23 protein-coding genes are annotated in these 20,675 nt (G+C 76.6%); 8 read left to right on the forward strand and 15 right to left on the reverse strand.

The window, feature by feature from the left end; genetic code table 11:
- Positions 1 to 31: 31 nt before the first annotated feature.
- Positions 32 to 2,470: a DEAD/DEAH box helicase gene (locus ACWIYF_RS25690; protein ID WP_448625656.1), complete on the forward strand. Its 2,439-nt coding sequence runs from the start codon at positions 32 to 34 to the stop codon at positions 2,468 to 2,470.
- An 11-nt stretch (positions 2,471 to 2,481) separates the two neighbouring features.
- Here the strand turns inward: ACWIYF_RS25690 and ACWIYF_RS25695 are convergent, their stop codons facing one another.
- From ACWIYF_RS25695 to ssd, 7 genes are read right to left on the reverse strand one after another with little or no spacing between them, the layout of a single operon-like run.
- Positions 2,482 to 2,847 carry an Rv3654c family TadE-like protein gene (locus ACWIYF_RS25695; protein WP_448625657.1) on the reverse strand — a complete coding sequence of 122 codons (366 nt, stop codon included), beginning with the start codon at positions 2,845 to 2,847 and terminating at the stop codon, positions 2,482 to 2,484.
- Positions 2,844 to 3,221, reverse strand: a complete 378-nt coding sequence (locus ACWIYF_RS25700; RefSeq protein ID WP_448625658.1) for a TadE family type IV pilus minor pilin — start codon at positions 3,219 to 3,221, stop codon at positions 2,844 to 2,846. Before ACWIYF_RS25700 ends, ACWIYF_RS25695 begins: the two co-directional genes overlap by 4 nt.
- 2 nt (positions 3,222 to 3,223) lie before the next feature.
- A complete protein-coding gene (locus ACWIYF_RS25705; RefSeq protein WP_448625659.1) occupies positions 3,224 to 3,553 on the reverse strand; it encodes a DUF4244 domain-containing protein in 330 nt (109 codons plus the stop codon).
- Between the two features lie 18 nt (positions 3,554 to 3,571).
- Positions 3,572 to 4,306 carry a type II secretion system F family protein gene (locus ACWIYF_RS25710; RefSeq protein WP_448625660.1) on the reverse strand — a complete coding sequence of 245 codons (735 nt, stop codon included), beginning with the start codon at positions 4,304 to 4,306 and terminating at the stop codon, positions 3,572 to 3,574.
- A complete protein-coding gene (locus tag ACWIYF_RS25715) occupies positions 4,303 to 5,112 on the reverse strand; it encodes a type II secretion system F family protein (protein WP_448625661.1) in 810 nt (269 codons plus the stop codon). The genes ACWIYF_RS25710 and ACWIYF_RS25715 overlap by 4 nt, the downstream gene beginning before the upstream one ends.
- Positions 5,109 to 6,254: a TadA family conjugal transfer-associated ATPase gene (locus ACWIYF_RS25720; RefSeq protein ID WP_448625662.1), complete on the reverse strand. Its 1,146-nt coding sequence runs from the start codon at positions 6,252 to 6,254 to the stop codon at positions 5,109 to 5,111. Before ACWIYF_RS25720 ends, ACWIYF_RS25715 begins: the two co-directional genes overlap by 4 nt.
- The gene (ssd, locus tag ACWIYF_RS25725; RefSeq protein WP_448625663.1) at positions 6,251 to 7,342 is read right to left on the reverse strand and encodes a septum site-determining protein Ssd; all 1,092 of its coding nucleotides are present in this window, start codon (positions 7,340 to 7,342) and stop codon (positions 6,251 to 6,253) included. The genes ACWIYF_RS25720 and ssd overlap by 4 nt, the downstream gene beginning before the upstream one ends.
- A 126-nt stretch (positions 7,343 to 7,468) precedes the next feature.
- Between ssd and ACWIYF_RS25730 the strand changes: the two genes are divergently transcribed.
- A complete protein-coding gene (locus tag ACWIYF_RS25730) occupies positions 7,469 to 8,314 on the forward strand; it encodes an HAD family hydrolase (RefSeq protein ID WP_448625664.1) in 846 nt (281 codons plus the stop codon).
- Between the two features lie 74 nt (positions 8,315 to 8,388).
- On the opposite strand, the gene ACWIYF_RS25735 is transcribed toward ACWIYF_RS25730, so the two are convergent.
- Together ACWIYF_RS25735 and ACWIYF_RS25740 are read right to left on the reverse strand one after the other, a co-directional pair.
- Positions 8,389 to 9,357 carry an aldo/keto reductase gene (locus tag ACWIYF_RS25735; RefSeq protein ID WP_448625665.1) on the reverse strand — a complete coding sequence of 323 codons (969 nt, stop codon included), beginning with the start codon at positions 9,355 to 9,357 and terminating at the stop codon, positions 8,389 to 8,391.
- Positions 9,358 to 9,447: 90 nt separating this feature from the next.
- Positions 9,448 to 10,236, reverse strand: a complete 789-nt coding sequence (locus ACWIYF_RS25740) for an oxidoreductase (protein ID WP_448625666.1) — start codon at positions 10,234 to 10,236, stop codon at positions 9,448 to 9,450.
- 64 nt (positions 10,237 to 10,300) lie between these two features.
- On the opposite strand from ACWIYF_RS25740, the gene ACWIYF_RS25745 reads away from it, so the two are divergent.
- Genes ACWIYF_RS25745 through ACWIYF_RS25755 form a run of 3 tightly spaced genes read left to right on the forward strand, consistent with a single transcriptional unit; the run spans position 10,301 to position 12,119 of the window.
- The gene (locus ACWIYF_RS25745; protein ID WP_448625667.1) at positions 10,301 to 10,846 is read left to right on the forward strand and encodes a histidine phosphatase family protein; all 546 of its coding nucleotides are present in this window, start codon (positions 10,301 to 10,303) and stop codon (positions 10,844 to 10,846) included.
- Positions 10,843 to 11,364, forward strand: coding sequence for a bifunctional adenosylcobinamide kinase/adenosylcobinamide-phosphate guanylyltransferase (gene cobU / locus ACWIYF_RS25750; protein ID WP_448625668.1), 522 nt, complete (start codon positions 10,843 to 10,845; stop codon positions 11,362 to 11,364). Before ACWIYF_RS25745 ends, cobU begins: the two co-directional genes overlap by 4 nt.
- On the forward strand, positions 11,361 to 12,119 hold the full coding sequence (locus tag ACWIYF_RS25755; protein WP_448625669.1) for an adenosylcobinamide-GDP ribazoletransferase: 759 nt from the start codon (positions 11,361 to 11,363) through the stop codon (positions 12,117 to 12,119). Before cobU ends, ACWIYF_RS25755 begins: the two co-directional genes overlap by 4 nt.
- A gap of 6 nt (positions 12,120 to 12,125) precedes the next feature.
- Here ACWIYF_RS25755 and ACWIYF_RS25760 read toward each other — a convergent pair whose 3' ends face one another.
- The 6 genes from ACWIYF_RS25760 to ACWIYF_RS25785 form a co-directional block, all read right to left on the reverse strand.
- Complete coding sequence (locus tag ACWIYF_RS25760; protein ID WP_448625670.1) at positions 12,126 to 12,365, reverse strand: hypothetical protein; 240 nt, start codon at positions 12,363 to 12,365, stop codon at positions 12,126 to 12,128.
- Positions 12,366 to 12,425: 60 nt separating this feature from the next.
- Positions 12,426 to 12,656 carry a hypothetical protein gene (locus ACWIYF_RS25765; RefSeq protein WP_448625671.1) on the reverse strand — a complete coding sequence of 77 codons (231 nt, stop codon included), beginning with the start codon at positions 12,654 to 12,656 and terminating at the stop codon, positions 12,426 to 12,428.
- Between the two features lie 75 nt (positions 12,657 to 12,731).
- Entirely contained in the window at positions 12,732 to 16,337 is a 3,606-nt protein-coding gene (gene cobN, locus ACWIYF_RS25770; RefSeq protein ID WP_448625672.1) for a cobaltochelatase subunit CobN, read from the reverse strand.
- Between the two features lie 12 nt (positions 16,338 to 16,349).
- Positions 16,350 to 17,066: a phosphotransferase gene (locus tag ACWIYF_RS25775; protein ID WP_448625673.1), complete on the reverse strand. Its 717-nt coding sequence runs from the start codon at positions 17,064 to 17,066 to the stop codon at positions 16,350 to 16,352.
- A 1-nt stretch (position 17,067) separates the two neighbouring features.
- Positions 17,068 to 17,418: a hypothetical protein gene (locus ACWIYF_RS25780; RefSeq protein ID WP_448625674.1), complete on the reverse strand. Its 351-nt coding sequence runs from the start codon at positions 17,416 to 17,418 to the stop codon at positions 17,068 to 17,070.
- A 4-nt stretch (positions 17,419 to 17,422) separates the two neighbouring features.
- Positions 17,423 to 18,052, reverse strand: a complete 630-nt coding sequence (locus ACWIYF_RS25785) for a TetR/AcrR family transcriptional regulator (RefSeq protein WP_448625675.1) — start codon at positions 18,050 to 18,052, stop codon at positions 17,423 to 17,425.
- Between the two features lie 60 nt (positions 18,053 to 18,112).
- On the opposite strand from ACWIYF_RS25785, the gene ACWIYF_RS25790 reads away from it, so the two are divergent.
- Genes ACWIYF_RS25790 through ACWIYF_RS25800 form a run of 3 tightly spaced genes read left to right on the forward strand, consistent with a single transcriptional unit; the run spans position 18,113 to position 20,675 of the window.
- Positions 18,113 to 18,820, forward strand: a complete 708-nt coding sequence (locus ACWIYF_RS25790; RefSeq protein WP_448625676.1) for a hemerythrin domain-containing protein — start codon at positions 18,113 to 18,115, stop codon at positions 18,818 to 18,820.
- Positions 18,817 to 19,272, forward strand: a complete 456-nt coding sequence (locus ACWIYF_RS25795) for a nitroreductase/quinone reductase family protein (protein WP_448625677.1) — start codon at positions 18,817 to 18,819, stop codon at positions 19,270 to 19,272. Before ACWIYF_RS25790 ends, ACWIYF_RS25795 begins: the two co-directional genes overlap by 4 nt.
- Before the next feature lie 47 nt (positions 19,273 to 19,319).
- Positions 19,320 to 20,675: an MFS transporter gene (locus ACWIYF_RS25800; protein ID WP_448625678.1), complete on the forward strand. Its 1,356-nt coding sequence runs from the start codon at positions 19,320 to 19,322 to the stop codon at positions 20,673 to 20,675.

Genomic DNA, 20,675 nt, shown 5'->3' on the forward strand with positions numbered 1-20,675 from the left:
GGATGTCGCATACGGGTGTGACAGTGGAGGCGTGACCACGCTCCACCCGGTCCGCCCGGCTCCCCCTCCCGGCGCGGACCCGGTTCTTCCCGGGGCGGACCTGCTGGCGAGCCTCCTGGCCGGCACCTCCGAGGACGAACGACCCGTCACGTACGTGCACCGGCTCCCCATGCGGCGGAGCGACTCCCGGCCCTGGCCCGACTGGGTGGACGCGGGCCTGCGCGCCCGGCTGGCCGAGCGTGGCGTCCCGTCCCCGTGGCGCCACCAGGTCGAGGCCGCCCAGCTGGCGTGGGAGGGCACCCACGTGGTGGTCGCCACCGGGACGGCGTCCGGCAAGTCGCTGGCCTACCAGCTGCCGGCTCTGGCCCGGCTGGCCGCCGACCCTCGCGCTTGCGTGCTGTACCTGGCGCCCACCAAGGCGCTGGCCCGCGACCAGCTGGGGTCGGTGGCCGCCTTGGCCGACCCGTCGGTGCGGCCGGCGGCCTACGACGGCGACACACCCGCCGAGGAGAGGGACTGGGTCCGGCGGCACTCGCGCTGGATCGTCACCAACCCGGACATGCTGCACCGCGGGATCCTGCCGGCCCACCAGAAGTGGTCGAGCACGCTGCGGCGGCTCGCCTACGTCGTCGTCGACGAGTGCCACGCCTACCGCGGCGTGTTCGGCTCGCACGTCGGCCATGTGCTGCGCCGGCTGCGGCGGGTCTGCCGCCGCTACGGCACCGAGCCGGTGTTCGTGCTCGCGTCGGCGACCGTGGCCGACCCGGCGCAGGCGGCGACCCGGCTGGTCGGCGCACCGGTCGCGGCGGTCACCGCCGACGGCTCGCCGCGGCCGGGCGCGACCTTCGCGCTGTGGGAGCCGCCGCTCACCGAGCGGACCGGCGAGCACGGAGCTCCGCTGCGCCGGTCCGCCGCCGCCGACGCCGCGACCCTGCTGGCCGACCTGGTGGAGCAGGGCGCCCGGACGCTGGCCTTCGTCCGCTCGCGGCGCGGCGCCGAGTCGGTGGCCGACCAGGCCCGCCGGCTGCTGGCCGACCGCGGCCGGGCCGACCTGGTCCGCCGGGTCGACTCCTACCGCGGCGGCTACCTGCCCGAGGAGCGGCGTGAGCTGGAGCGGCTGCTCTCCTCCGGCGAGCTGCTGGGCGTGGCCACGACCAATGCCCTCGAGCTCGGCATCGACATCGCCGGCCTGGACGCGGTGGTGCTCGCCGGCTATCCCGGCACGCTCGCGTCGATGTGGCAGCAGGCCGGGCGGGCGGGACGCGCGCAGCGGGAGTCGCTGGTCGTCTTCGTCGCCCGCGACGACCCGCTCGACCACTACCTGGCCCACCACCCGCGCGCGGTGTTCGGCCGGCCGATCGAGGCCACGGTCACCGATCCGAGCAACCCCTACGTGCTCGGGCCCCAGCTGTGCTGCGCCGCGGCGGAGCTGCCGCTGACTCCTGCGGACCTGGCCGACTTCGGCGGCCCCGCGGCCGAGGCGCAGCTCGAGGCGCTGGTGGCTGCGGGAGCGTTGCGGCGGCGGCCGACCGGCTGGTACTGGGCCGGCCGGGGACGACCCGACGTCGACATCCGCGGCAGCGGCCTGGAACCGGTGTCGATCATCGAGGCCGGCACGGGGCGCCTGCTGGGCACCGTGGACGGCGACGCGGCCCACTCGACCGTGCACACCGGCGCGCTCTACGTGCACCGCGGCGAGACCTACGTGGTGGACGAGCTCGACGTGGAGGAGGCAATCGCCGTCGTCCACGCCGAGAGCCCCGAGTGGACGACTGTGGCGCGCGACGTCACAGACCTGTCCGTGGTGAGCACCGAGCGCACCCGTGCGCTGGGCACGGTCACCGCGCACACCGGCGTGGTCGACGTGACCAACCAGGTCGTGGCCTACCAGCGCCGGCGGCTCGGGACCGGCGAGGTGCTGGCCGAGTTCCCGCTGGACCTGCCGCCGCGCCAGCTGCGCACCCGAGCCGTCTGGTTCACCCTCGACTCCCGCGCGGTGCAGCGGGCCGAGGTGGACGAGATCGCGCTGCCCGGCTCGCTGCACGCGGCCGAGCACGCGGCGATCGGCATCCTGCCGCTGCTGGCCACCTGCGACCGCTGGGACCTCGGCGGGCTGTCGACCGCGCTGCACCCGGACACCGGGGCGGCGACGATCTTCGTCTATGACGGGCATCCGGGCGGGGCCGGCTTCTCCGAGCGCGGATACGCCGTCCTGCGCGGCTGGCTGCAGGCCACGCGGGCGACGGTGGCCACCTGCGAGTGCGAGAGCGGCTGCCCCTCCTGCGTGCAGTCGCCCAAATGCGGCAACGGCAACGACCCGCTGGACAAGACCGGGGCGGTGCGGGTGCTCGACGTCGTCCTGGACGAGCTGGCGACCGCCGAGCGGCAGCCTCCGGACGACACCGGGACCGCGCCCGGCTCCCCCGGGGCCGGCTCCGACGTCGAGGACGAGGACGAACTGGTCTTCTGAGCCCGCGCCGCTCACCGCGCGCCCACCGGCCCGGCGCGAGCCCGCCCGGTCGCGCGGAACTGCCCGAGCGGCCCGAGGCGCACCGGCACGGCGACGGTGAGCTCGACGACGGCACCGCCGCCGACGGTGCAGGAGGTCAGTTCGGCACCGTTGGCCGCGGCGGCGCGGGCGGCGGCGGCGCAGGCGACCGGCTCGCCGCCGGCCGCCACCAGCGCCGCAGCGAGGGCCGCCAGGTCGGCCGCGGTCCCGGCCCGGTGGCGGGCGGTCACCGCGGCGCCGACGAGGACCGCGGCGAGGCCCACTGCGGCGAGCACGCCCGCCAGCGCGAGCACCCACACCGTCGCCGACCCCCGTTCGCTGTCACCGCGAGCCCTCATGGCCCCGACTCCGTGCCGGGTTCGCGCTGGGCCACCGCGTCGGCGCGCACGCCGATGCGCAGCGGGACCGGCCCGAGCGGCGCGACGTCGGCCGACACGGTGACCCGGACGGCGTCCCCGGTGCCGCCCACGTCGACGAGGGCGCCGTCGGGCGCCGCCTCGGCCACCAGTGACGCCACCACGGCGGCCGGCTCACCCCGCGCCGCGGCCCGCGCGGCCTCGCGCGCGGCGTCGACGCAGCGCAGCTGGGCCCCGACGACGGTCACCGCCGCGACCGCCCCGGCGAGCACGAGCAGCAGGACCGGGAGGACGACCGCGGTCTCCGCGGTCACCATTCCCCGCTCCCTGCGCAGCCGGGCCAGTCGACCGGCCACGGTCAGGACAGCGTGGCCAGCGCCGACTCGACCAGGCGGCCGAGCGCGTCGACGATCGAGCCACCGGTGACGACGCGGTACAGCACCGCCGCGAAGGCACAGGCGGCGACGGTGCCCACGGCGTACTCGGCGGTGCTCATGCCCGCCTCCCCGGTGGCACGGACGCGCGCCCACCGCCGGGCGAGCGCACGGCCGAACCTGCGGACGGGTGCGGATCGGGTCTGTTCCACGGCTGCTCCTCGGTCGGGGCCCGCCTTCCGGGCCGTGCTCCCGACCCTGGCGATCCGGGAGCCGCCGCCCCAGCGCCCGCGGGGATCTGTGGAGGGCGCCACCGGCTGTGGACGGCCGGGTCACCGGAACACCTGCCCGGCGATCCCGAGGACCAGGGGCACCACGCCGAGGCAGACGAACGCCGGCAGGAAGCACAGGCCCAGCGGCGCCAGCACCCACACGCCCGCCCTGCGGACGTCGGCCTCGATCCGGCCGCGGGCGACGGCCCGCCCGTCGGCCGCGAGAGCCCGCAGCGCGGACCCGACCGCCGACCCGGACTCCCCCGCCCGCACCAGCACCCTGCCGAGCGGCACCACCTCGGCCGGGACGCCGGACCAGGCACGTCGCGGCTCCGCACCCAGCCGGTAGAGCCCGGTGACACCGCGCAGCACCCCGGCCAGCGGCTCCCCGACGGCCTCGGCCACGGCGCCCACCGCTGCGGACACCGGCATCCCGGCGGCGAGGCAGACCGCGAGCAGGTCCGCGGCGGCGGGCAGCTCCCGCTCGAGCGCGGGCCCGCGGTTCCGGTCCTCGGCACGGTCCCCGCGCAGCACGCGCTCGCCGGCGAGCCCGACCACGACAGCGGCCACCGCACCGGCCGTCCCGCCGACCAGCAGGCCCACGGCGCAGCCCGCGGCACCCGCGAGCAGCCGGCGCTGCCAGGGCGCACCGGCCGCCGGCACACGGCCGGGCCTTCTCCCCCGCGGCGCCACCGCCGCCAGGGCCCGCACCCGCGCGGCGGTCCGCGCTCCGGCCGGCGACCACACGGCCACCGCGGCGGCCAGCGCGAGCAGCGCCGGCCAGCTCCCGCTCATCGGCCGGCCGGCGCGGCGCCCCGCGTCGCCCGCGCCACGAGCCGGCGCGACCACGTCACGCCGGCGATCTCCAGGCCCACGCCGGCGACGAGCAGGACCTGCCCCGTCGCGGTCGCCGTCAGCACGTGCCAGGGGTCGGCGCCGACACCGCTGCCCATGGCGAGGCCGACCACCGGTAGTCCCGCCAGCAGCGCGGCGCTCGCCCGCGGGGCCGCGACCGCCGAGCGCAGCTCGAGGCGGTGCCGCTGCCGGGCACGCAGGTCGTCCTCCACCGCCGTGACGACGTCGGCCAGCGAGGCACCGGTCCGTGCGCTGAGCCGGACGGCCGCCGCCAGCCGGTCCAGCGCCTCGTCCACCGGGCCGGCGCGGGGGCGGGCGGTCGGAGGGTCGGTCGCCCGCACCGTGCGCAGCAGCGCGCGGCCCAGCTCCTCGTCCCCGCCGGAGCGGGCGGCCGCCGCCGCGGCGATCTCCGGCGGCATCCCGCTGCGCAGCTCCGCAGCGAGCACCCCGAGCAACTCCGTCACCGCGCCCGCGCGGGCGTCCTCCCGGGCACCCCGCCGGCGGCCTCCCCAGGCTCGGGCCGCCAGTCCGGCGCAGCAGGCGGCCAGGACGGCGACCAGCGGGGTGCTCGCCGCGGCCGCGAGGGCCGCTGCGGCACCGGCCGCGAGCGCCGGCCCGCCCACGGGACCGAGCGCCGGCGGCGTGGGCAGACGGCGCCGGACCGGGGACAGCCGCGCCCGGCGCAGGGCCGCGGGCTCGGGCCACGCGAGGATCCCCGCGGCCAGGCAGAGCAGGGCGGCGGTCACCGGTCGCCGTCCTCGGACAGCAGGATGCGCAGCGCCTCCCCGGCAGGGCACGCGCTGCCGTCGGCGCGCCAGCCCGGCTCGACGACCACCCGGTCGCCGGCGCGGCGGACCAGGCCGATCTCGTCCACCCGCCGGCCGGCCGGCGTCCGCCGGACGTGCACGACGACCGACAGCCCGGCCGCGGCCTGGCTGTGCACGGCCGCCCGGTCCAGCCCCGCCGCCACGCCCAGGGCCTCCAGCCGGGCCGGGACCTCGGCCGGCCGGTTGGCGTGCAGCGTGCCGCAGCCGCCGTCGTGGCCGGTGTTCAGGGCGGCCAGCAGGTCGGTCACCTCCGCGCCCCTGACCTCACCGACCACCAGCCGGTCCGGGCGCATGCGCAGCGCCTGCCGGACCAGGTCGCGCAGCGTCACCAGGCCTGCGCCCTCGACGTTGGGCGGCCGGCTGAGCAGGCGGACGACGTGCGGATGGGCCGGGCTGAGCTCGGCCGCGTCCTCGCAGAGCACCATCCGCTCCGCCGGGTCCACCAGGCCGAGCAGCGCGGAGAGCAGGGTCGTCTTCCCGGCGCCGGTGCCCCCGGTGACCAGGAAGGCATGCCGCCGGGCGACCAGCGCGCGCAGCAGCCGCTCGCTCCCGGCCGGGAACGCCCCCGCCCCGGCGAGCGCGGCGAGGTCCGGCGTCGCCCGGCGGAGCACCCGCAGCGACAGGCAGGTGCCGCTGCCCGAGACCGGGGGCAGGACGGCGTGCAACCGCGTGCCGTCGGGCAGGCCGGCGTCCACCCACGGCGCCGCGTCGTCGAGCCGGCGCCCGGCCGCGGCCGCCAGCCGGACGGCGAGCCGGCGGACGGCGGCGTCGTCCGGGAACCGCAGCGGGGCGCGCTCCAGCCCGGCGCCGCGGTCGAGCCAGACCTCGTCGGGCCCGTTGACCAGCACGTCGGTGACCCCGGGCAGCCGGAGCAGCGGCTCCAGCGGCCCGGCGCCGGCCAGCTCGTCCACCGCGTCCCGGACCGCGCGCAGCACGTCGTCCTCACCGAGCAGGCCCGCGGCCTCCTCGTGCACCAGCGCGGCGACGGCGGCCCGCGTCGGGATCCCCGCCTCGGTCGCCAAGCGGGCCCGGACCCGCTCGAGCAGCGGCAGCCCCGTCACGCCACCACCTCCCCGCGGCGGGGCAGCTGCGCCAGCAGCCGCCGGGCCAGGACACCGAGCGGCGCGCGTGCCGACACCAGCGGCGGCTCACCCCGTTCCCCCCGCGGCACGGCCGCCCGGTCGTGGCCGAGCTCGGCGAGCACCGGGCGGCCGATGGCGTCGGCGACGTCCTCGCGGGACAGGCCGCCGGGCACCGGCCGCACCACCACGACCGCCGCGGACCACGGCGCCCTGGGCGCCAGCAGCAGCCGGGCGGCCGACGCCGCGCGCAGCCGCGCGGGGACGACGAGGACCGCGAGGTCGGCCTCGGCCAGCACCGCCTCGGCGAGGGCCGGATCGCCGCGCGGCAGGTCGACGACGACGGGCGCGCCGGCCGCACGGCCGGCGAGGGCGACCGCGGTCAGCGCCTCCGACGGCAGCGGAACCACCGTGTCCCGCGAGGCGGCGAGCACGTGCACGCCGTCCGTCTCCGGCAGTGACGCGAGCAGGGCGTCGCCGGCCACCCGCCCGCGCAGCCCGGTCAGCTCGGGCCAGCGCAGCCCTTCCGCGTGCTCCGCGCCCAGCAGCAGGTCGAGGCCACCGCCGCCCGCGTCGCCGTCGACGAGCAGGGACCCGGGCGCCGCGGCCAGGGCCAGAGCGGCCGCGACCGTGCTGGCGCCCGCGCCGCCGCAGCTGCCGCCCACGGCCACCAGCCAGCCGCGCTCCACTGGCGAGCGCACCGCCGCCGCGCACCGCGACAGCACCCACGCCTCGTCGGCCGGCAGCAGCGCCACCCGCTCCGCGCCGAGCTCCACCGCCGTCGCCCAGTCGGCGGTGGGCAGCTCGGCACGGGAGACGACCACCACTCCCGGTCGCCGCGGCAGCGCCTGCACGGCGGCGGTGGGGAGGACGTCGGCGCCGACCAGGACCAGCGGGGCGACGCGGTGCGCGCGGCGCAGCGCCGGCCCGCCGGTGGCGAGCTCGGCCTCGGCGCCGGCCGCGGCGAGCAGCCGCAGGAGGTCGTCGACGAGCGCCTCGTCGGCGCTCACGACGAGCGGCCGGGCGGAGCGGGACACGGGCGGGGACGGACGGGACGTGGCGAGGGGCACGGATCCACCCCACGGCGGTGCGGGCAACATCTGCCAGCGGCCGCCGGGATCTGTGGATGACTCGTTCGGGTGTGGACGGCGCGCGACCCACGTCACAATCTGCGGATCCACTTACAGTCGTGCCTTGTGACCCGCGCTGCGGCGTTCTTCGACCTCGACAAGACGGTCATCGCCAAGTCCAGCACCCTGGCCTTCGGACGACCGTTCTTCCACGGTGGGCTGATCAACCGCCGCGCCGTCCTCAAGGCTGCCTACGCGCAGTTCGTCTTCTCCCTGCAGGGCGCCGATGCCCAGCAGATGGAGCGCCTGCGGGCGCAGATCACCGCCCTCTGCACGGGCTGGGACGTCGCGACGGTGCACGACATCGTGGGCGAGACGCTGCACGACATCGTCGACCCGCTGATCTACGCCGAGGCCGCCGACCTGATCGAGGAGCACAAGGCGGCGGGCCGGGAGATCGTGATCGTCTCGAGCAGCGGCGCGGAGGTGGTCGAGCCGATCGGCGCGCTCCTCGGTGCCGACCGCGTCGTGGCGACCCGCATGGTGACCGTGGAGGGCCGCTACACCGGCGAGATCGACTTCTACGCCTACGGCGAGAACAAGGCGGCGGCGCTGCGGGACGTCGCGGCCGAGGGCGGCTACGACCTGGCCGACTGCTACGCCTACAGCGACTCGATCACCGATCTGCCGATGCTGTCGGCCGTCGGCCACCCGACCGCGGTCAACCCCGACAAGGGCCTGCGCCGGGCGGCGCTCGAGCGCGGCTGGCCGGTGCTGGAGTTCAGCCGGCCGGTGTCGATGCGGGCCCGGTTCTCGGTGCCCCCCGCGCCGGTCGTGACCGGCGCCGCGGTGGGCGTGGGGGCGGCCGTGGTCGGGTTGGCCTGGTACGCCCGGCACCGGGCGCTGCGGCACCTGGCGCCGACCGCGGAGCCGGGTCCCCTGCCCGGCCGCTGGCGCCGCCGCGGCGCCTGACGGCAGCGTTCAGCGCCGTGGCCGGCCCTCGCGCTCGCGGCGCAGACCGGCTACACGCTCATCCCACGCTGAGGTCAGACGCCCAGCCGCTCCCGGACGCCGTCGACGAGCGAGCGGACTCTCGAGACAGGCGAGAACGACCGCGCGGCCGCGGTCAGCGCGGCCTGCTCGTCGTCGGCCAGGGCGATGTCGGCCGCGGCCGCGTTGGACTCCATCTGCTCGACGCTCGACGCGCCGGGGATCACCACGACCCGCGGCAGGCCGAGCAGCCACGCCAGCGCGATCTGCGCGGGCTTGGCCGCGTGCGCCGCGGCCACCTCGCGCAGGACGTCGAGCAGCGGCTGCGCCCGGCGGAGGTTCTCGGTGCCGAAGAGCGGGTTGGCCGCCCGGACGCCGCCCGGCCGGTTGCCCGCGGAGTACCGGCCGCCGAGCAGTCCCTGCGCCAGCGGGCTGTAGGCGATGACGACGCGGCCCTCTCGCTCGGCGAAGGGCACCAGGTCGTCGAGCGGCCGCGCGGTGGCCAGCGAGAACTGGACCTGGTTGCTGATCACCGGCCTACCGAGCGCCGCGTCGGCCGCCCGCCAGCGCGCCAGCGAGTAGTTGGAGACGCCCGCGGCGCCGATGCGGCCGGCGTCGAGCAGGTCCCGCATGCCCGGCATGGTCACCGAGTCGCGGATCAGTGGATTGGGCTGGTGCACCTGGTAGAGCGGGATGCGGTCCAGGCCCAGCCGCCGGGCGCTGCCCGCCCACCGCTGCCGGACCACCGGTGGGAACGGCGCAACCGGGAAGATCTTGCTGGCGACGACGACCTCGCCGCGATCGTCGGCGAGGGCCTCCCCGAGGATCCGCTCGCTGCGGCCGAAGGCGTAGATCTCGGCGGTGTCGAACAGCGTCACGCCGAGTTCCCGGGCGCGGCGGACGATCTCCGTGGCGCCGCGCTCGGCGTAGCTGTCGCCGTAGCCCCACTCGCGGGAACCGAACTGCCAGGTGCCCAGCCCGATCCGGCTGACCGGGCCCAGCCCGTCGACCTCGAGGTACCGCATTCCTGCAGTGTGCCGGTCCCGAGGAGTGGCGGCCGGTGGCCGCGACGGCACCTGGCCGCGGTGTCGGCCGGAGGCCGACGATGGCATCCCTCAGCCGCGCAGGATCGCCTCGGCGATGGCCAGGCCCTCGACCGCGCCGTGCTCGGTCGCCCGGCAGCAGTGCACCAGCCAGCCGGCCAGCCCGTCGGGCTCACCCGACGCGTAGCCGGCGAGGGCCGCGGTGTAGGCCTCACGGCCGAGCTCGGCGAAGCCCACCTCCGGCGCCGACACCGCCTTGGGGTCCAGGCCTCGGGTGATACCGGTCAGCCGGGCGGCGGCCCGGGCGACGACGCCGTCGGCGGAACCGAACGGCGCCATCGCCGCCAGCTCGCCGTGCACGAGGGCGGCGACCAGCACCGCCGGAACCGTCGTCTGCACGGTGACCAGCCCGAAGAGCCCGGCCAGCCGCGGGCCGGCGTGCGCGGTGGGCCGGCCCAGGGCCGCACGGTCGACGAGGTCGGCGGCGGCGAGCACGTGCAGCCGCGCCAGCACCTGCCCCGGCGCCCGCGGCCACGTCTCGACCATCGAGCCCAGCGCGACCGAGACCCGCAGCGAGCCCTGCACGACCGGGTCGTCGACCGCACCGGCCCGCAGCTCCGCCAGCGGCACGTCCACACCGTCGAGCGCGGCCGAGGCGCGGGCGCCGCGCAGCGCCGACTCGGTGCTGACCTCGGCAGAGCGGTTGCGCATGAGCCGGTGCGCGAGCAGCCGGTCGATCGCGGTCCGCGCCGAGCCGGCGGCCTGCGTCACGCCAGGGAGCTCCAGCAGGTGGGCCAGCGGGTCCCGCCCGCTCGGTCGGTCGGCGGACCGGGCGGCACCGGGCCGGACGGGGATGGTCACGGGGACGACGGTACGAAACGCGGGCGCACGCCTGCACTGCGCCCTCGCCTACGCTCCGAGCACGATGACCGGCCCGCTGACCCTGCTGCTCGTCCGCCACGGGCAGAGCGAGTGGAACGCCGCCGGCCGGATGCAGGGGCAGACGGCGCACGTGCCGCTGACCGCGCTGGGGCACCAGCAGGCGGCGGCCGCCGCACGCGAGCTGGCGGCGCTGCGCCCCGGGGCCCTGATCTCCAGCGACCTGCACCGGGCCGTGCAGACCGCCGAGCACTGCGCCCGGGCCACCGGCCTGCCGGTGACCACCACGCCGGCGCTGCGCGAGCAGGGCTACGGCGTCCTCGAGGGCCGCCCGTCGCGGGAACTGTGGGACGTCGTCGACTGGACCGATCCGCACTGGTCGGCCGAGGGCGGCGAGAGCCTCGCCGCGCTGCACGCCCGCGTGGCGGACTACCTGCGCGATCTGCGGGAGCGGCCCCCCGCGGAGGTCGTCGCCCTGGTCACGCACGGCGACACCATCCGCGCGGCCCAGGCGGTCGCGGCCGGCCTCGGGCCGGAGGCGATGCCGGCGGTCACCCCGCACAACGGCACGGTCACCAGGCTGGGGTTGTGAGCAGGGTCCTGGTCCTCGGCGGCAGCCGGTCGGGCAAGTCGGCGCACGCCGAGTCGCTGCTCACCGGCGTGCCCGACGTCACCTACCTGGCCACCTCGGTCCGCGCGGACGACGACGCCGACTGGGCCGCGCGGGTCGCCGCGCACCGCGCCCGCCGTCCGGCCGGCTGGACGACGGTCGAGACGACCGCCCCCTCCGAGTTGCTGCGCGGCGGCACGATCCTGGTCGACAGCGTGACCACCTGGGTCGCGGCGCTGATGGACGAGACCGGGGTCTGGGCCGACGAGCCCGGCGCGCTCGACCGGCTGGCCGGCCGCTGCGACGCGCTGGTCAACGCGTGGGCGATGACACCGGCGCACGTGGTGGCGGTCAGCGACGAGGTGGGACTCGGCGTCGTGCCCGAGACGCGGTCGGGCCGGCTGTTCCGCGACACGCTGGGCGAGGTCAACCAGCGGCTGGCCGGCACCGCGGACGAGGTCTGGTTCGTCGTGGCCGGCCTGCCGCAGCGGCTGCGATGAGGTGGACCGGCCCGCTGGAGTCCGCCGCGCTGCTGACCGTGCTGCGGGTGCCGGCCGGAGCAGCGGCGAGCACCCGCGGCGTGCTGCCGTGGGCGCCCCTGGTGGGGCTGGTCCTCGGGGCGGTCGCCACGGGGATCGGCGTCCTCGGCGCACGGCTGGTCTCGCCCTTCGCCGGGGCGGTCCTGACCGTCGCCGTCCTCGCCGCTCTGACGCGCGGACTGCACCTGGACGGCCTCGCCGACACCGCCGACGGGCTGGGCCCGCTGCGCGGCCGGGAGCGCGCGCTGGAGGTGATGCGCCAGAGTGACATCGGCCCGTTCGGGGTGCTCACCGTGCTGCTCACGGTGCTGCTGCAGGTCGCCTGCCTGACCGTGCTGCTGCCCGGTCAGTGGGCGGCGCCGGTCACCGCCGTCGTCACGGCGCGGCTGGCCATGGCGCGCACCGGCCTGCCGGGAACGCCGACGGCCTCCGGCTCCTCGCTCGGCCGTGCGGTCGCCGGCACGGTCTCCCCCGGCTGGCTGGCCGGGTGCATCGCGGCGGCGGTCGCGCTGGCCGGCGCCGCCCAGTGGCTGGTCAGCGGGCCGGCCGACGCCGCGATGCTGATCGCCGCCGCCGTCGCCGGGCTGCTCGCCGCGGAGCTGCTGCGGGCACGCGCGACCACCCGACTCGGCGGGGTCACCGGCGACGTCATGGGGGCGATGGGTGAGGTGGCGGCGGCGGCCACGCTGCTGGTGGCCGCCGCCGTCCTCACCTGATCGGGTTCAGGAGGCCAGTTCCTCGCAGGTCCGGCAGCGCAGCACGCCGACGGTGGGCTCGGCCCAGTCCCTCTGCGGCAGCGCGATCACGTTCGTGCCGCAGAGGGCGACGTCCTCGTCCTTGCGGAACAGGCGGGTCACGGCGTGGGCCACGCCCGCGGGCTTGTCGTCACCGCGCACGCCCACGGCGGACGAGGCGCCGACCGCCACGATGCGCTTGGCGCCGGTCATGTACTTGCTTCTCACGATTACAGGGTGCCCCGATCGGGTGACAGACCGCTATGACGAGCGCCATGTACCGCCGAATCAGCGACGGCCGGTCACCGAGGAGATCAGCCGCTGCAGTCCGGACTTCGGGGGCTGGCGCTTGCTGCGCAGTCCCCAGCCGACGGACGGCGTGGAGCGGCCGGGCGGGACCTTGCCCCTGGTCGCGCGCGTGGTGCGGCCCCGGCCGGCACCCTTCATGCGCGGATCGGCAGACGTGCGGCGCCCGGTCGCGGGGTCGGCGGAACCGAGGATCTTCTGCATGAGTCCCATGGGCGTCCGGTGCCCAAGGAACGGGTCCGGACGCCACCCCGCCGACACTCTTCGGCGTGGCGGCACGCTCCGCACTCAGGCGCGAGCACCCGCGGGAGTCTCGCCGCCCTCCAGGTCGCCCTCGGTGTCCAGGTACGCCTGCTGCAGCTGGGCCAGGAGCGCCGGGTCCGGCGCGGCCCACATGCGACGGTCCGCCGCCTCGAGCAGCCGCTCGGCGATCCCGTGCAGCGCCCAGGGGTTGGCCCGCTCCAGGAACTCCCGGTTCTCCGGGTCGAGGACGTAGGTCTGCGTGAGCTTCTCGTACATCCAGTCGTCGACCACGCCGGTCGTCGCGTCGTAGCCGAACAGGTAGTCGACCGTCGCGGCGAGCTCGAAGGCGCCCTTGTAGCCGTGCCGGCGCATCGCGGCCAGCCACTTCGGGTTCACCACCCGCGCCCGGAAGACCCGCGACGTCTCCTCGGTCAGCGAGCGCGTGCGCACCGACTCCGGGCGGGTCGAGTCGCCGATGTAGGCGGCCGGCGCCGTCCCGGTGAGCGCGCGCACGGTCGCCACCATCCCGCCGTGGTACTGGAAGTAGTCGTCGGAGTCGGCGATGTCGTGCTCACGGGTGTCGACGTTCTTCGCCGCCACCGCGATCCGCCGGTAGGCCGCCTCCATGTCCGGGCGCGCCGCGACGCCGTCGAGGTCGCGGCCGTAGGCGTAGCCGCCCCACACCGCGTACACCTCGGCGAGGTCGGCGTCCCCGCGCCAGTTCCGCGAGTCGATCAGCGGCAGGATCCCCGCCCCGTACGCCCCCGGCTTGGAGCCGAACACGCGGGTGGTCGCCCGCCGCCGGTCGCCGTGGACGGCGAGGTCGGCGTCCACGTGAGCCCTCACGAGGTTGTCCGAAGCCGGCTCGTCGAGTTCCGCGATCAGGGTGACCGCGTCGTCCAGCATGGTCACCACGTGCGGGAACGCGTCGCGGAAGAAGCCGCTGATCCGCACGGTGACGTCGATCCGCGGCCGGCCGAGTTCGTCGAGCGGGATGGGCTCGAGCCCGGTCACCCGCCGCGAGGCGTCGTCCCACAGCGGGCGGACGCCGAGCAGCGCGAGCACCTCGGCGACGTCGTCGCCGGAGGTCCGCATCGCCGACGTCCCCCACACCGACAACCCCACGGACGCCGGATAGGCACCCGTGTCCGCGCGGTAGCGGTCGACCAGCGACTCGGCCATCGCCTGCCCGGTCTCCCACGCCAGCCGCGACGGGATCGCGCGCGGGTCGACCGAGTAGAAGTTCCGGCCGGTCGGCAGCACGTTGACCAGCCCGCGCAGCGGCGAGCCGGACGGCCCGGCCGGGATGTATCCCCCGGACAGGGCGTGCAGGACGGCGGAGAGCTCGTCGGTGGTCCGCTCCAGCCGCGGCACCACCTCGTCGACGGCGAAGCGCAGGACGGCGGCCACGGCGTCGTCGTCCCGGCCCAGCGCCTCGGCCATGACGGACGGCACGGCGGACGCCGTCCAGCCGGCCGACTCCATCCCCGCCACCAGCGCGTGCGCCGCCGCCTCGACGGCGTCGGTGGTGGCGCGATCCGCCCCCTCGGGCAGGCCCAGCGCCTCGCGCAGCCCCGGCAGCGCGACCGAGCCGCCCCAGATCTGCCGCGCCCGCAGCATGGCGAGCACCAGGTCGACCCGGTCGGAGCCGGTCGGTGGCACGCCGAGCACGTGCAGGCCGTCGCGGATCTGGGAGTCCTTGATCTCGCACAACCACCCGTCGACGTGCAGGACCATCTCGTCGAAGTGGTCGTCCTCCGGCCGCTCGTTGAGCCCCAGGTCGTGGTCGAGCTTGGCCGCCTGGATCAGCGTCCAGATCTGCGCCCGCACCGCGGGCAGCTTCGCCGGGTCCATCGCCGCGACGTTGGCGTGCTCGTCGAGCAGCTGCTCCAGCCGGGCGATGTCGCCGTAGGAGTCGGCGCGCGCCATCGGCGGCACCATGTGGTCGACCAGCGTGGCGTGCGCCCGCCGCTTGGCCTGCGAGCCCTCCCCCGGGTCGTTGACCAGGAACGGGTAGACCAGCGGCAGGTCGCCGATCGCCGCGTCGGGCGCGCAGGAGGCGGAGAGGCCGACCGTCTTGCCGGGCAGCCACTCCATGTTCCCGTGCTTGCCCACGTGCACGACCGCGTGCGCGCCGAACTCCGACCGCAGCCACCAGTAGGCGGCCAGGTAGTGGTGCGACGGCGGCAGGTCGGGGTCGTGGTAGATCGCGATCGGGTTCTCGCCGAAGCCGCGCGGCGGCTGCACCATCACCACGACGTTGCCCGCCCGGAGCGCGGCGAAGACGATCTCGTCGCCGTCCACGAACAGCGAGCCCGGCGGCTCGCCCCAGTGCTGCGTCATCGCGTCGCGCAGGTCGGCCGGCAGCGTGTCGAAGAAGGCGCGGTAGGAGGCCGCCGGTATCCGCACCGGGTTCCCGGCCAGCTGCTCGGACGTGAGCCAGTCGGCGTCCTGGCCCCCGGCGGCGATCAGCGCGTGCACCAGCGCGTCGCCGTCCAGGTCGGCGACGCCGGGCAGCGCGTCCGGGCCGGAGAACGGGCCGATGTCGTAGCCCTCGCCGTGCATCGCGGCCAGCAGCCGGACGACGGACGCCGGGGTGTCCAGGCCGACTGCGTTGCCGATCCGCGCGTGCTTGGTCGGGTAGGCCGACAGCATCACGACGATCCGCCGGTCCGCGGGCGGGGTGTGCCGGAGACGGGCGTGTGCCACCGCCGTCCCGGCCACCCGCACGGCCCGCTCGGCATCGGCGACGTAGGAGGTCAGCCCGTCGGCGTCGGTCTCCTTGAAGGAGAACGGCACGCTGATCAGCCGGCCGTCGAACTCCGGGATGGCGACCTGGTTGCCGACGTCGAGCGGCGAGAGCCCGTCGTCGTCGGCCAGCCACTCCTCGCGGGAGCGGGTCAGGCACAACCCCTGGATCACCGGGACGTCGAGCGACGCCAGCTGGCCGACGTCCCAGGCGCCGTCGTCCCCGCCGGCCTGCGCCGTGGCCGGCCGCGAGCCGCCGGCGGCGAGCACGGTCACCACGAGCGCGTCGGCGGTGCGCAGCGTGTCGAGCAGGTCGTCCGGAACGGACCGCAGCGAGCTCACGAACACCGGCAGCGGCGAGCCGCCGGCCTCCTCGATCGCCGCGCACAGCGCCTCGACGAAGGCGGTGTTCCCCGCCAGGTGGTGCGCCCGGTAGTAGAGGACGGCGATCCGCGGGCCGGCGCCGGCCGAAGCCCGGTCCAGCACGCCCCAGTCCGGCGCGACCGCCGGCGGCTCGAACCCCTCGCCGGTGAGCAGCACCGTGTCGGAGAGGAAGCGGTGCAGCTGCACCAGGTTCGTCGGGCCGCCCTGCGCCAGGTAGGCGTGCGCCTCGGTAGCGACGCCCATCGGGACCGTCGACAGCTCCATCAGCTCGGCGTCCGGCAGCTGCTCGCCCCCCAGGACGACGACCGGCGCCGGGCCGGCCAGCAGCGGCGCGAGCAGCTCCTCGAACTGCCGCCGCACGCCGAGCAGCCGGACGACGACCAGCGCCGCCCCCTCGACCAGCGCCGCGATGCCGGCCTCGTCGAGCCGGACCGGGTTGCCCAGCCGCCAGTCGGCGCCGCTCGCCCGCGCGGAGAGGAGGTCGGTGTCGCTGGTGGACAGCAGGGTGAAGGCGCTCATCGGGCGCCGACGCTACCGGCCCGGGCCGCCCGCCTCGGCTGCGGCTACGAGCCGTGGACCGTGCAGCCGCATCCACCGGAGCAGGTCCTCGAACACCGCCACCGCACCGATCCGCCCGTTCGCGGCATGGTCGGCCCGCGCGCGCCGGAAGCGGGCGGTGAGCTCCTCGATGGCCTCGCGCGGCGTCATCCCGGGATAGCCGGCGCACATCAGCCGCAGCCGGCGCGCCTGGTCGGCCACGGGGACGGCGGACTCGGTCAGGTCCGCGCAGCACCACACCGCATGGGCGAAGTCGACGATCCACGGCGCGGCGTGCACGGCGCCGTCCCAGTCGATGAGCCCGACCGCCTCGTCGCCGCGGAAGACGGTGTTGTGCGGCCCGAGGTCGCCGTGGCACATCACGTCGCCGTCCGCCAGCCCGGGAAAGCTCGCCGAGGCGTCGTGGAACGCGCGGACCAGGGCGGTGACGCTGATCAGCTGGGCGTCGGTCAGCAGCGCCGGCAGGTGGTGCGGTACGTGGCCGTCGATCCAGCTGACCACCTGGCGGCCCCGCTCGTCGTAGCCGAGCGGACGCGGTGCACCGGTGAACCCCGTGTCGGCCAGGTGCCGCAGCAGCGCCTGCACGACGTCCGACCGGCCGTGCCGCGGCCGCCGGACCGTCGCCCCCACCCGGACGATGCCGGTGCTCTGCGCGCCACCGGAGAGCGGGATCTCGACGACGTCGGCCACGTCAGGCGCGGGTGGCGTCGAGCAGCTGCAGCAGGTCGTGGGCGGCCAGCTCGATCTCCTTGTGCCCCCACTCCGCCGCGCGGTAGTGGCAGGCGATGATGCCCATCCGGTGCACGCGGCGGAAGTCGCCGTAGACGAAGCCGTAGCGCGCCTTGGTCTCGTCGTTGGCGCCCTCGGTGAGCGCGAGGTGCCAGGCCCCGTACTCCTCCCACGAGTGGTTGGCGAGGTAGGCGTTCTCGTCCTCGGCGGTGGGCTGCACCCGCCCCCACTCGCTGCGCAGCACGTACCGCCGGGCGGCGATGAGTTCGCGCGCGTGGGCGACGCCGGCCTCGTTGAGCAGGTACTTCGCCATGGGCTCAGTCCAGCAGCAAGCGGTCCACCGCGTCGACCAGGAAGTCGGCGTACTCCTCGAGGCTCCAGCCCCGCACGCCCATCAGGTTCTGCACCGGCTCGTGGGAGAACAGGCCCCAGAAGATCTCGGTGGCCCGCTCGACGTCGAGCCCCGGGCGCAGCCACGGCTCGAACGACCCGATCAGCACCCGGTTGTCCTGCAGGCGGCGGCGCTCGTACTCCGCCCACGCCTCGGCGATCTCGGCGTCGCCGGCCGCCGCGTCCGCGAACACCCGGATCATCGGCACGGTCAGCGGCACATAGCGCAGGGCCAGCTCCCGCGCCGCTGCCAGCTTGCCCGCGCGGTCCGGCGCCTCGACCAGACGGACGAACAGCGCACGCTGCGCCAGGGGCGCCTCCTCGTCGTCGCCCACGACCGCCCGGTCGACGCAGGCGAGCAGCAGCGACGCCTTGCTGCCCTGACCGAAGACCGTCTGCACCGACACCCCGGCCTCCGCGGCGACGTCCTTCATCGTCGTCGCCGCGTAGCCCTTGCCGAGGAAGCAGCGCCCCGCCGCGTCGAGCACGGCCGCCCGCGTCCGCTGCGCCTGCTCGGCCCGCAGCGGCGAGTTGTAGACCCTCTTGCCCGCCGTCACGGTTTCACTCTAGCATCGCGCCATTCGTTAGAGCACCGATCCACTCAAAGGAGAGTCGTCGTGACCGCCGCCACCGCCCACCCGACCCAGCTGATGCTCGAGGGTCAGCACGCCGCACCGGAGGGCCCGGTCGACCTGGCCGGCATGTACCTGATGCACCGCGCCTTCCGGCGGGACCTGAACCTCTTCGCCGAGGCCGCCCCCGCCGTGCCGGCGTCCGACCGCGACCGGTGGCGGCGGATCGAGCGCCGCTTCGCACTCTTCGCCACCGTGCTGCACAAGCACCACCACGGTGAGGACGTCGGCCTGTGGCCGCTGCTGGCCGAGCGGGGCGCCGACCGGACCGTGCTCGACGCCCTGGAGGCCGAGCACGCCGTCATCGACCCGCTGCTGGCGTCGGTCACCGCGGACCTGCGCACGCTGGCCGGCGGCGCCGGCGACGAGGCCACCCGCGACCGCCTGGCCCGCACCGCCGCCGAGCTGCGTGACGCCCTCCTGGCGCACCTGGCCCACGAGGAGAGCGACGGGATGACCCTGGTGCAGCAGCACCTCACGCCGGAGGACTGGACGCGGCTGGACGAGGAGGTCTTCTCCAAGGACTACACCGCGCGCGAGATCCCCGCCGTGATCGGCTGGGTCGCGTCGGGCTGCCCGACCGAGGCGCTGGGCCGCATGCCCGGGGCGAACCCGGCCCTCGTGCTGCTCGCCCGCGTCATGGCCCGCCGGTTCGGCCGCCGCGAGGCGCGGATCTTCGGGGGTGCCCGATGACACGGAAGGACCGGGTCCTCACGGTCGTCACCAAGTACGCCGCGAAGCTGCACGTCGCGATGCACCGGCGCTCCGGCGGACGGCTGGTCCGGACGTTCCGCGGCGGCGACGTCGTCCTGCTGACCCACACCGGGCGCAGCTCTGGCCGGACCTTCACCACCCCGCTGCTCTACGTCCGGGACGGCGAGGACCTCGTGGTGGCCGCCTCCAACGGCGGCATCGACCACGAGCCGCAGTGGTGGCTGAACCTGCAGGCCGACCCGCGTGGCGCCACGGAGATCGGCGGGCGGCGCACCGAGGTCGTCACGACCCGGGTGGCCGAGGCCGACCGGCAGCGGCTGTGGGACGCGCTCATGGCCAAGTGCCCGACCTACGACGACTACCAGGCCGGGGTGTCCCGGCGGATCTCGCTGGTCCGGCTGTCCCCGATCGCGGCGGAACAGGCCGCCTAGCAGGGCGCCTGCTTGCGCGTGACGGTGCGGTTCCGCATGGTGTCGCCGTGCGCGCGCAGGGGACGACGTCGAGGACCAGCCTCCGCGCCGTCTTCGCCGGCCGCCGCGGACGGCTGCTGGCCGCCCTCCTGCTGGCCGAGTTCGCCGCGGCCGTCCAGGGCATCGCGTACGCGACGGTGCTGCCGCTGGCGGCGCGCGAGCTCGACGGCGGGGCGCTCTACGGGGCGACGCTGTCCGCCGGTTTCCTGACCGGCATCGTCGTCCTGGCGGCCGGGCCCGGCGTGACGGCGCGGCTGCCACCGCGGCAGAACCTGGTGCTCGCGACGGTCCTCTACGTCGCCGGCGTCGCCGTGTCCGCGACGGCGCCGGCGATGGGCTGGCTGCTCGCCGGCGGCATCCTGCGGGGCCTCGCCGGCGGCCTGCTCGCCGCGTTCGGGCTCAGCGCGATCGGGGGGCTGTTCGAGGACGACGTCCGCCCCCGGGTGCTCTCCCTGTTCGCCCTGGTGTGGCTGCTGCCCTCGCTGGCCGGCCCGGCCGCGAACGCGGCGATCGCGGTGTGGGCCGGCTGGCGCTGGGCGATGGCCTGGCCGGTCCTGGTGGTCGTGGTGGCCCGGGTGCTCATCGGCCGGGACGCCGGGCTGATCCCCGCGCCGTCCGGCCGGCGGGAGACCTCCCTCGGCACGGGTCTGCTCGTCGCGGCCGGCCTGGCGGTGGCCTCGGCGGCGACCACGCGGGGCGGCTGGGGCGTGCCGCTGCTGGCCGGGGGCCTGCTGCTGGCCGCCGTCGCCGGCGTGCGCGTGCTCACCCGGGCCACCGCCGACAGCCGGCGGCGGACGGCCGTCGTCCTCTCCTTCGCCGGGCTCATCACGGCGTTCTTCGGCGGCGACGGCCTGATCCCGGTCGCCGTCGTCGAGGGGCTGGGGCGCGGCGTGGTCGCCGGCGCCGTCGCGCTCGGCGCGGGGCTCGTGGCGTGGTCGGTCACCGGTCTGCTGCCCCCGGCGCCGGCCGGCCGCCGGCCCGACCGGAGCACCGTGGGAACGCTCCTGGTGGTCCTGGGGCTGCTCGCCGAGGCGCTGGCGCAGACCGGGCTGCTCGGGCCGACGGCGGCGCTGGTCCTCGCCGTCGCGGCCTGGGGCGTCGCCGGCTTCGGCATCGGGCTCGCCTACGCGCAGATGTCGGCGCAGGCCTTCGACGACCTCGACCCCGAGCGGGTCGCCGCGGTCGCCGGGGCCGTCGCGTTCGCCGAGACGGCGGCGGTCGTCGTGGGCTCGCTGCTCGGCGCGGGCAGCTACTCGCTGGCGACCGGCCTGGACGCCGATCCGGGGACCGGCATCACGGTCGGCTTCCTGCTGGTCGCCGCGGTCGGTGCGGCCGCCACGGCCCTGGCGACCCGGAGGGGCTGA

The organism is Geodermatophilus sp. URMC 64 (genome assembly GCF_053502555.1).

Bases quoted from the DNA above. Each gene is read 5' to 3' on its own strand.
- ACWIYF_RS25695 (WP_448625657.1), bottom strand. From the start codon at position 2,847: ATGAGGGCTCGCGGTGACAGCGAACGGGGGTCGGCGACGGTGTGGGTG.
- cobN (WP_448625672.1), bottom strand. From the start codon at position 16,337: ATGAGCGCCTTCACCCTGCTGTCCACCAGCGACACCGACCTCCTCTCC.
- ACWIYF_RS25745 (WP_448625667.1), top strand. From the start codon at position 10,301: ATGACCGGCCCGCTGACCCTGCTGCTCGTCCGCCACGGGCAGAGCGAG.
- ACWIYF_RS25765 (WP_448625671.1), bottom strand. From the start codon at position 12,656: ATGGGACTCATGCAGAAGATCCTCGGTTCCGCCGACCCCGCGACCGGG.
- ACWIYF_RS25780 (WP_448625674.1), bottom strand. From the start codon at position 17,418: ATGGCGAAGTACCTGCTCAACGAGGCCGGCGTCGCCCACGCGCGCGAA.
- ACWIYF_RS25795 (WP_448625677.1), top strand. From the start codon at position 18,817: ATGACACGGAAGGACCGGGTCCTCACGGTCGTCACCAAGTACGCCGCG.
- ACWIYF_RS25755 (WP_448625669.1), top strand. From the start codon at position 11,361: ATGAGGTGGACCGGCCCGCTGGAGTCCGCCGCGCTGCTGACCGTGCTG.
- ACWIYF_RS25710 (WP_448625660.1), bottom strand. From the start codon at position 4,306: ATGAGCGGGAGCTGGCCGGCGCTGCTCGCGCTGGCCGCCGCGGTGGCC.
- ACWIYF_RS25735 (WP_448625665.1), bottom strand. From the start codon at position 9,357: ATGCGGTACCTCGAGGTCGACGGGCTGGGCCCGGTCAGCCGGATCGGG.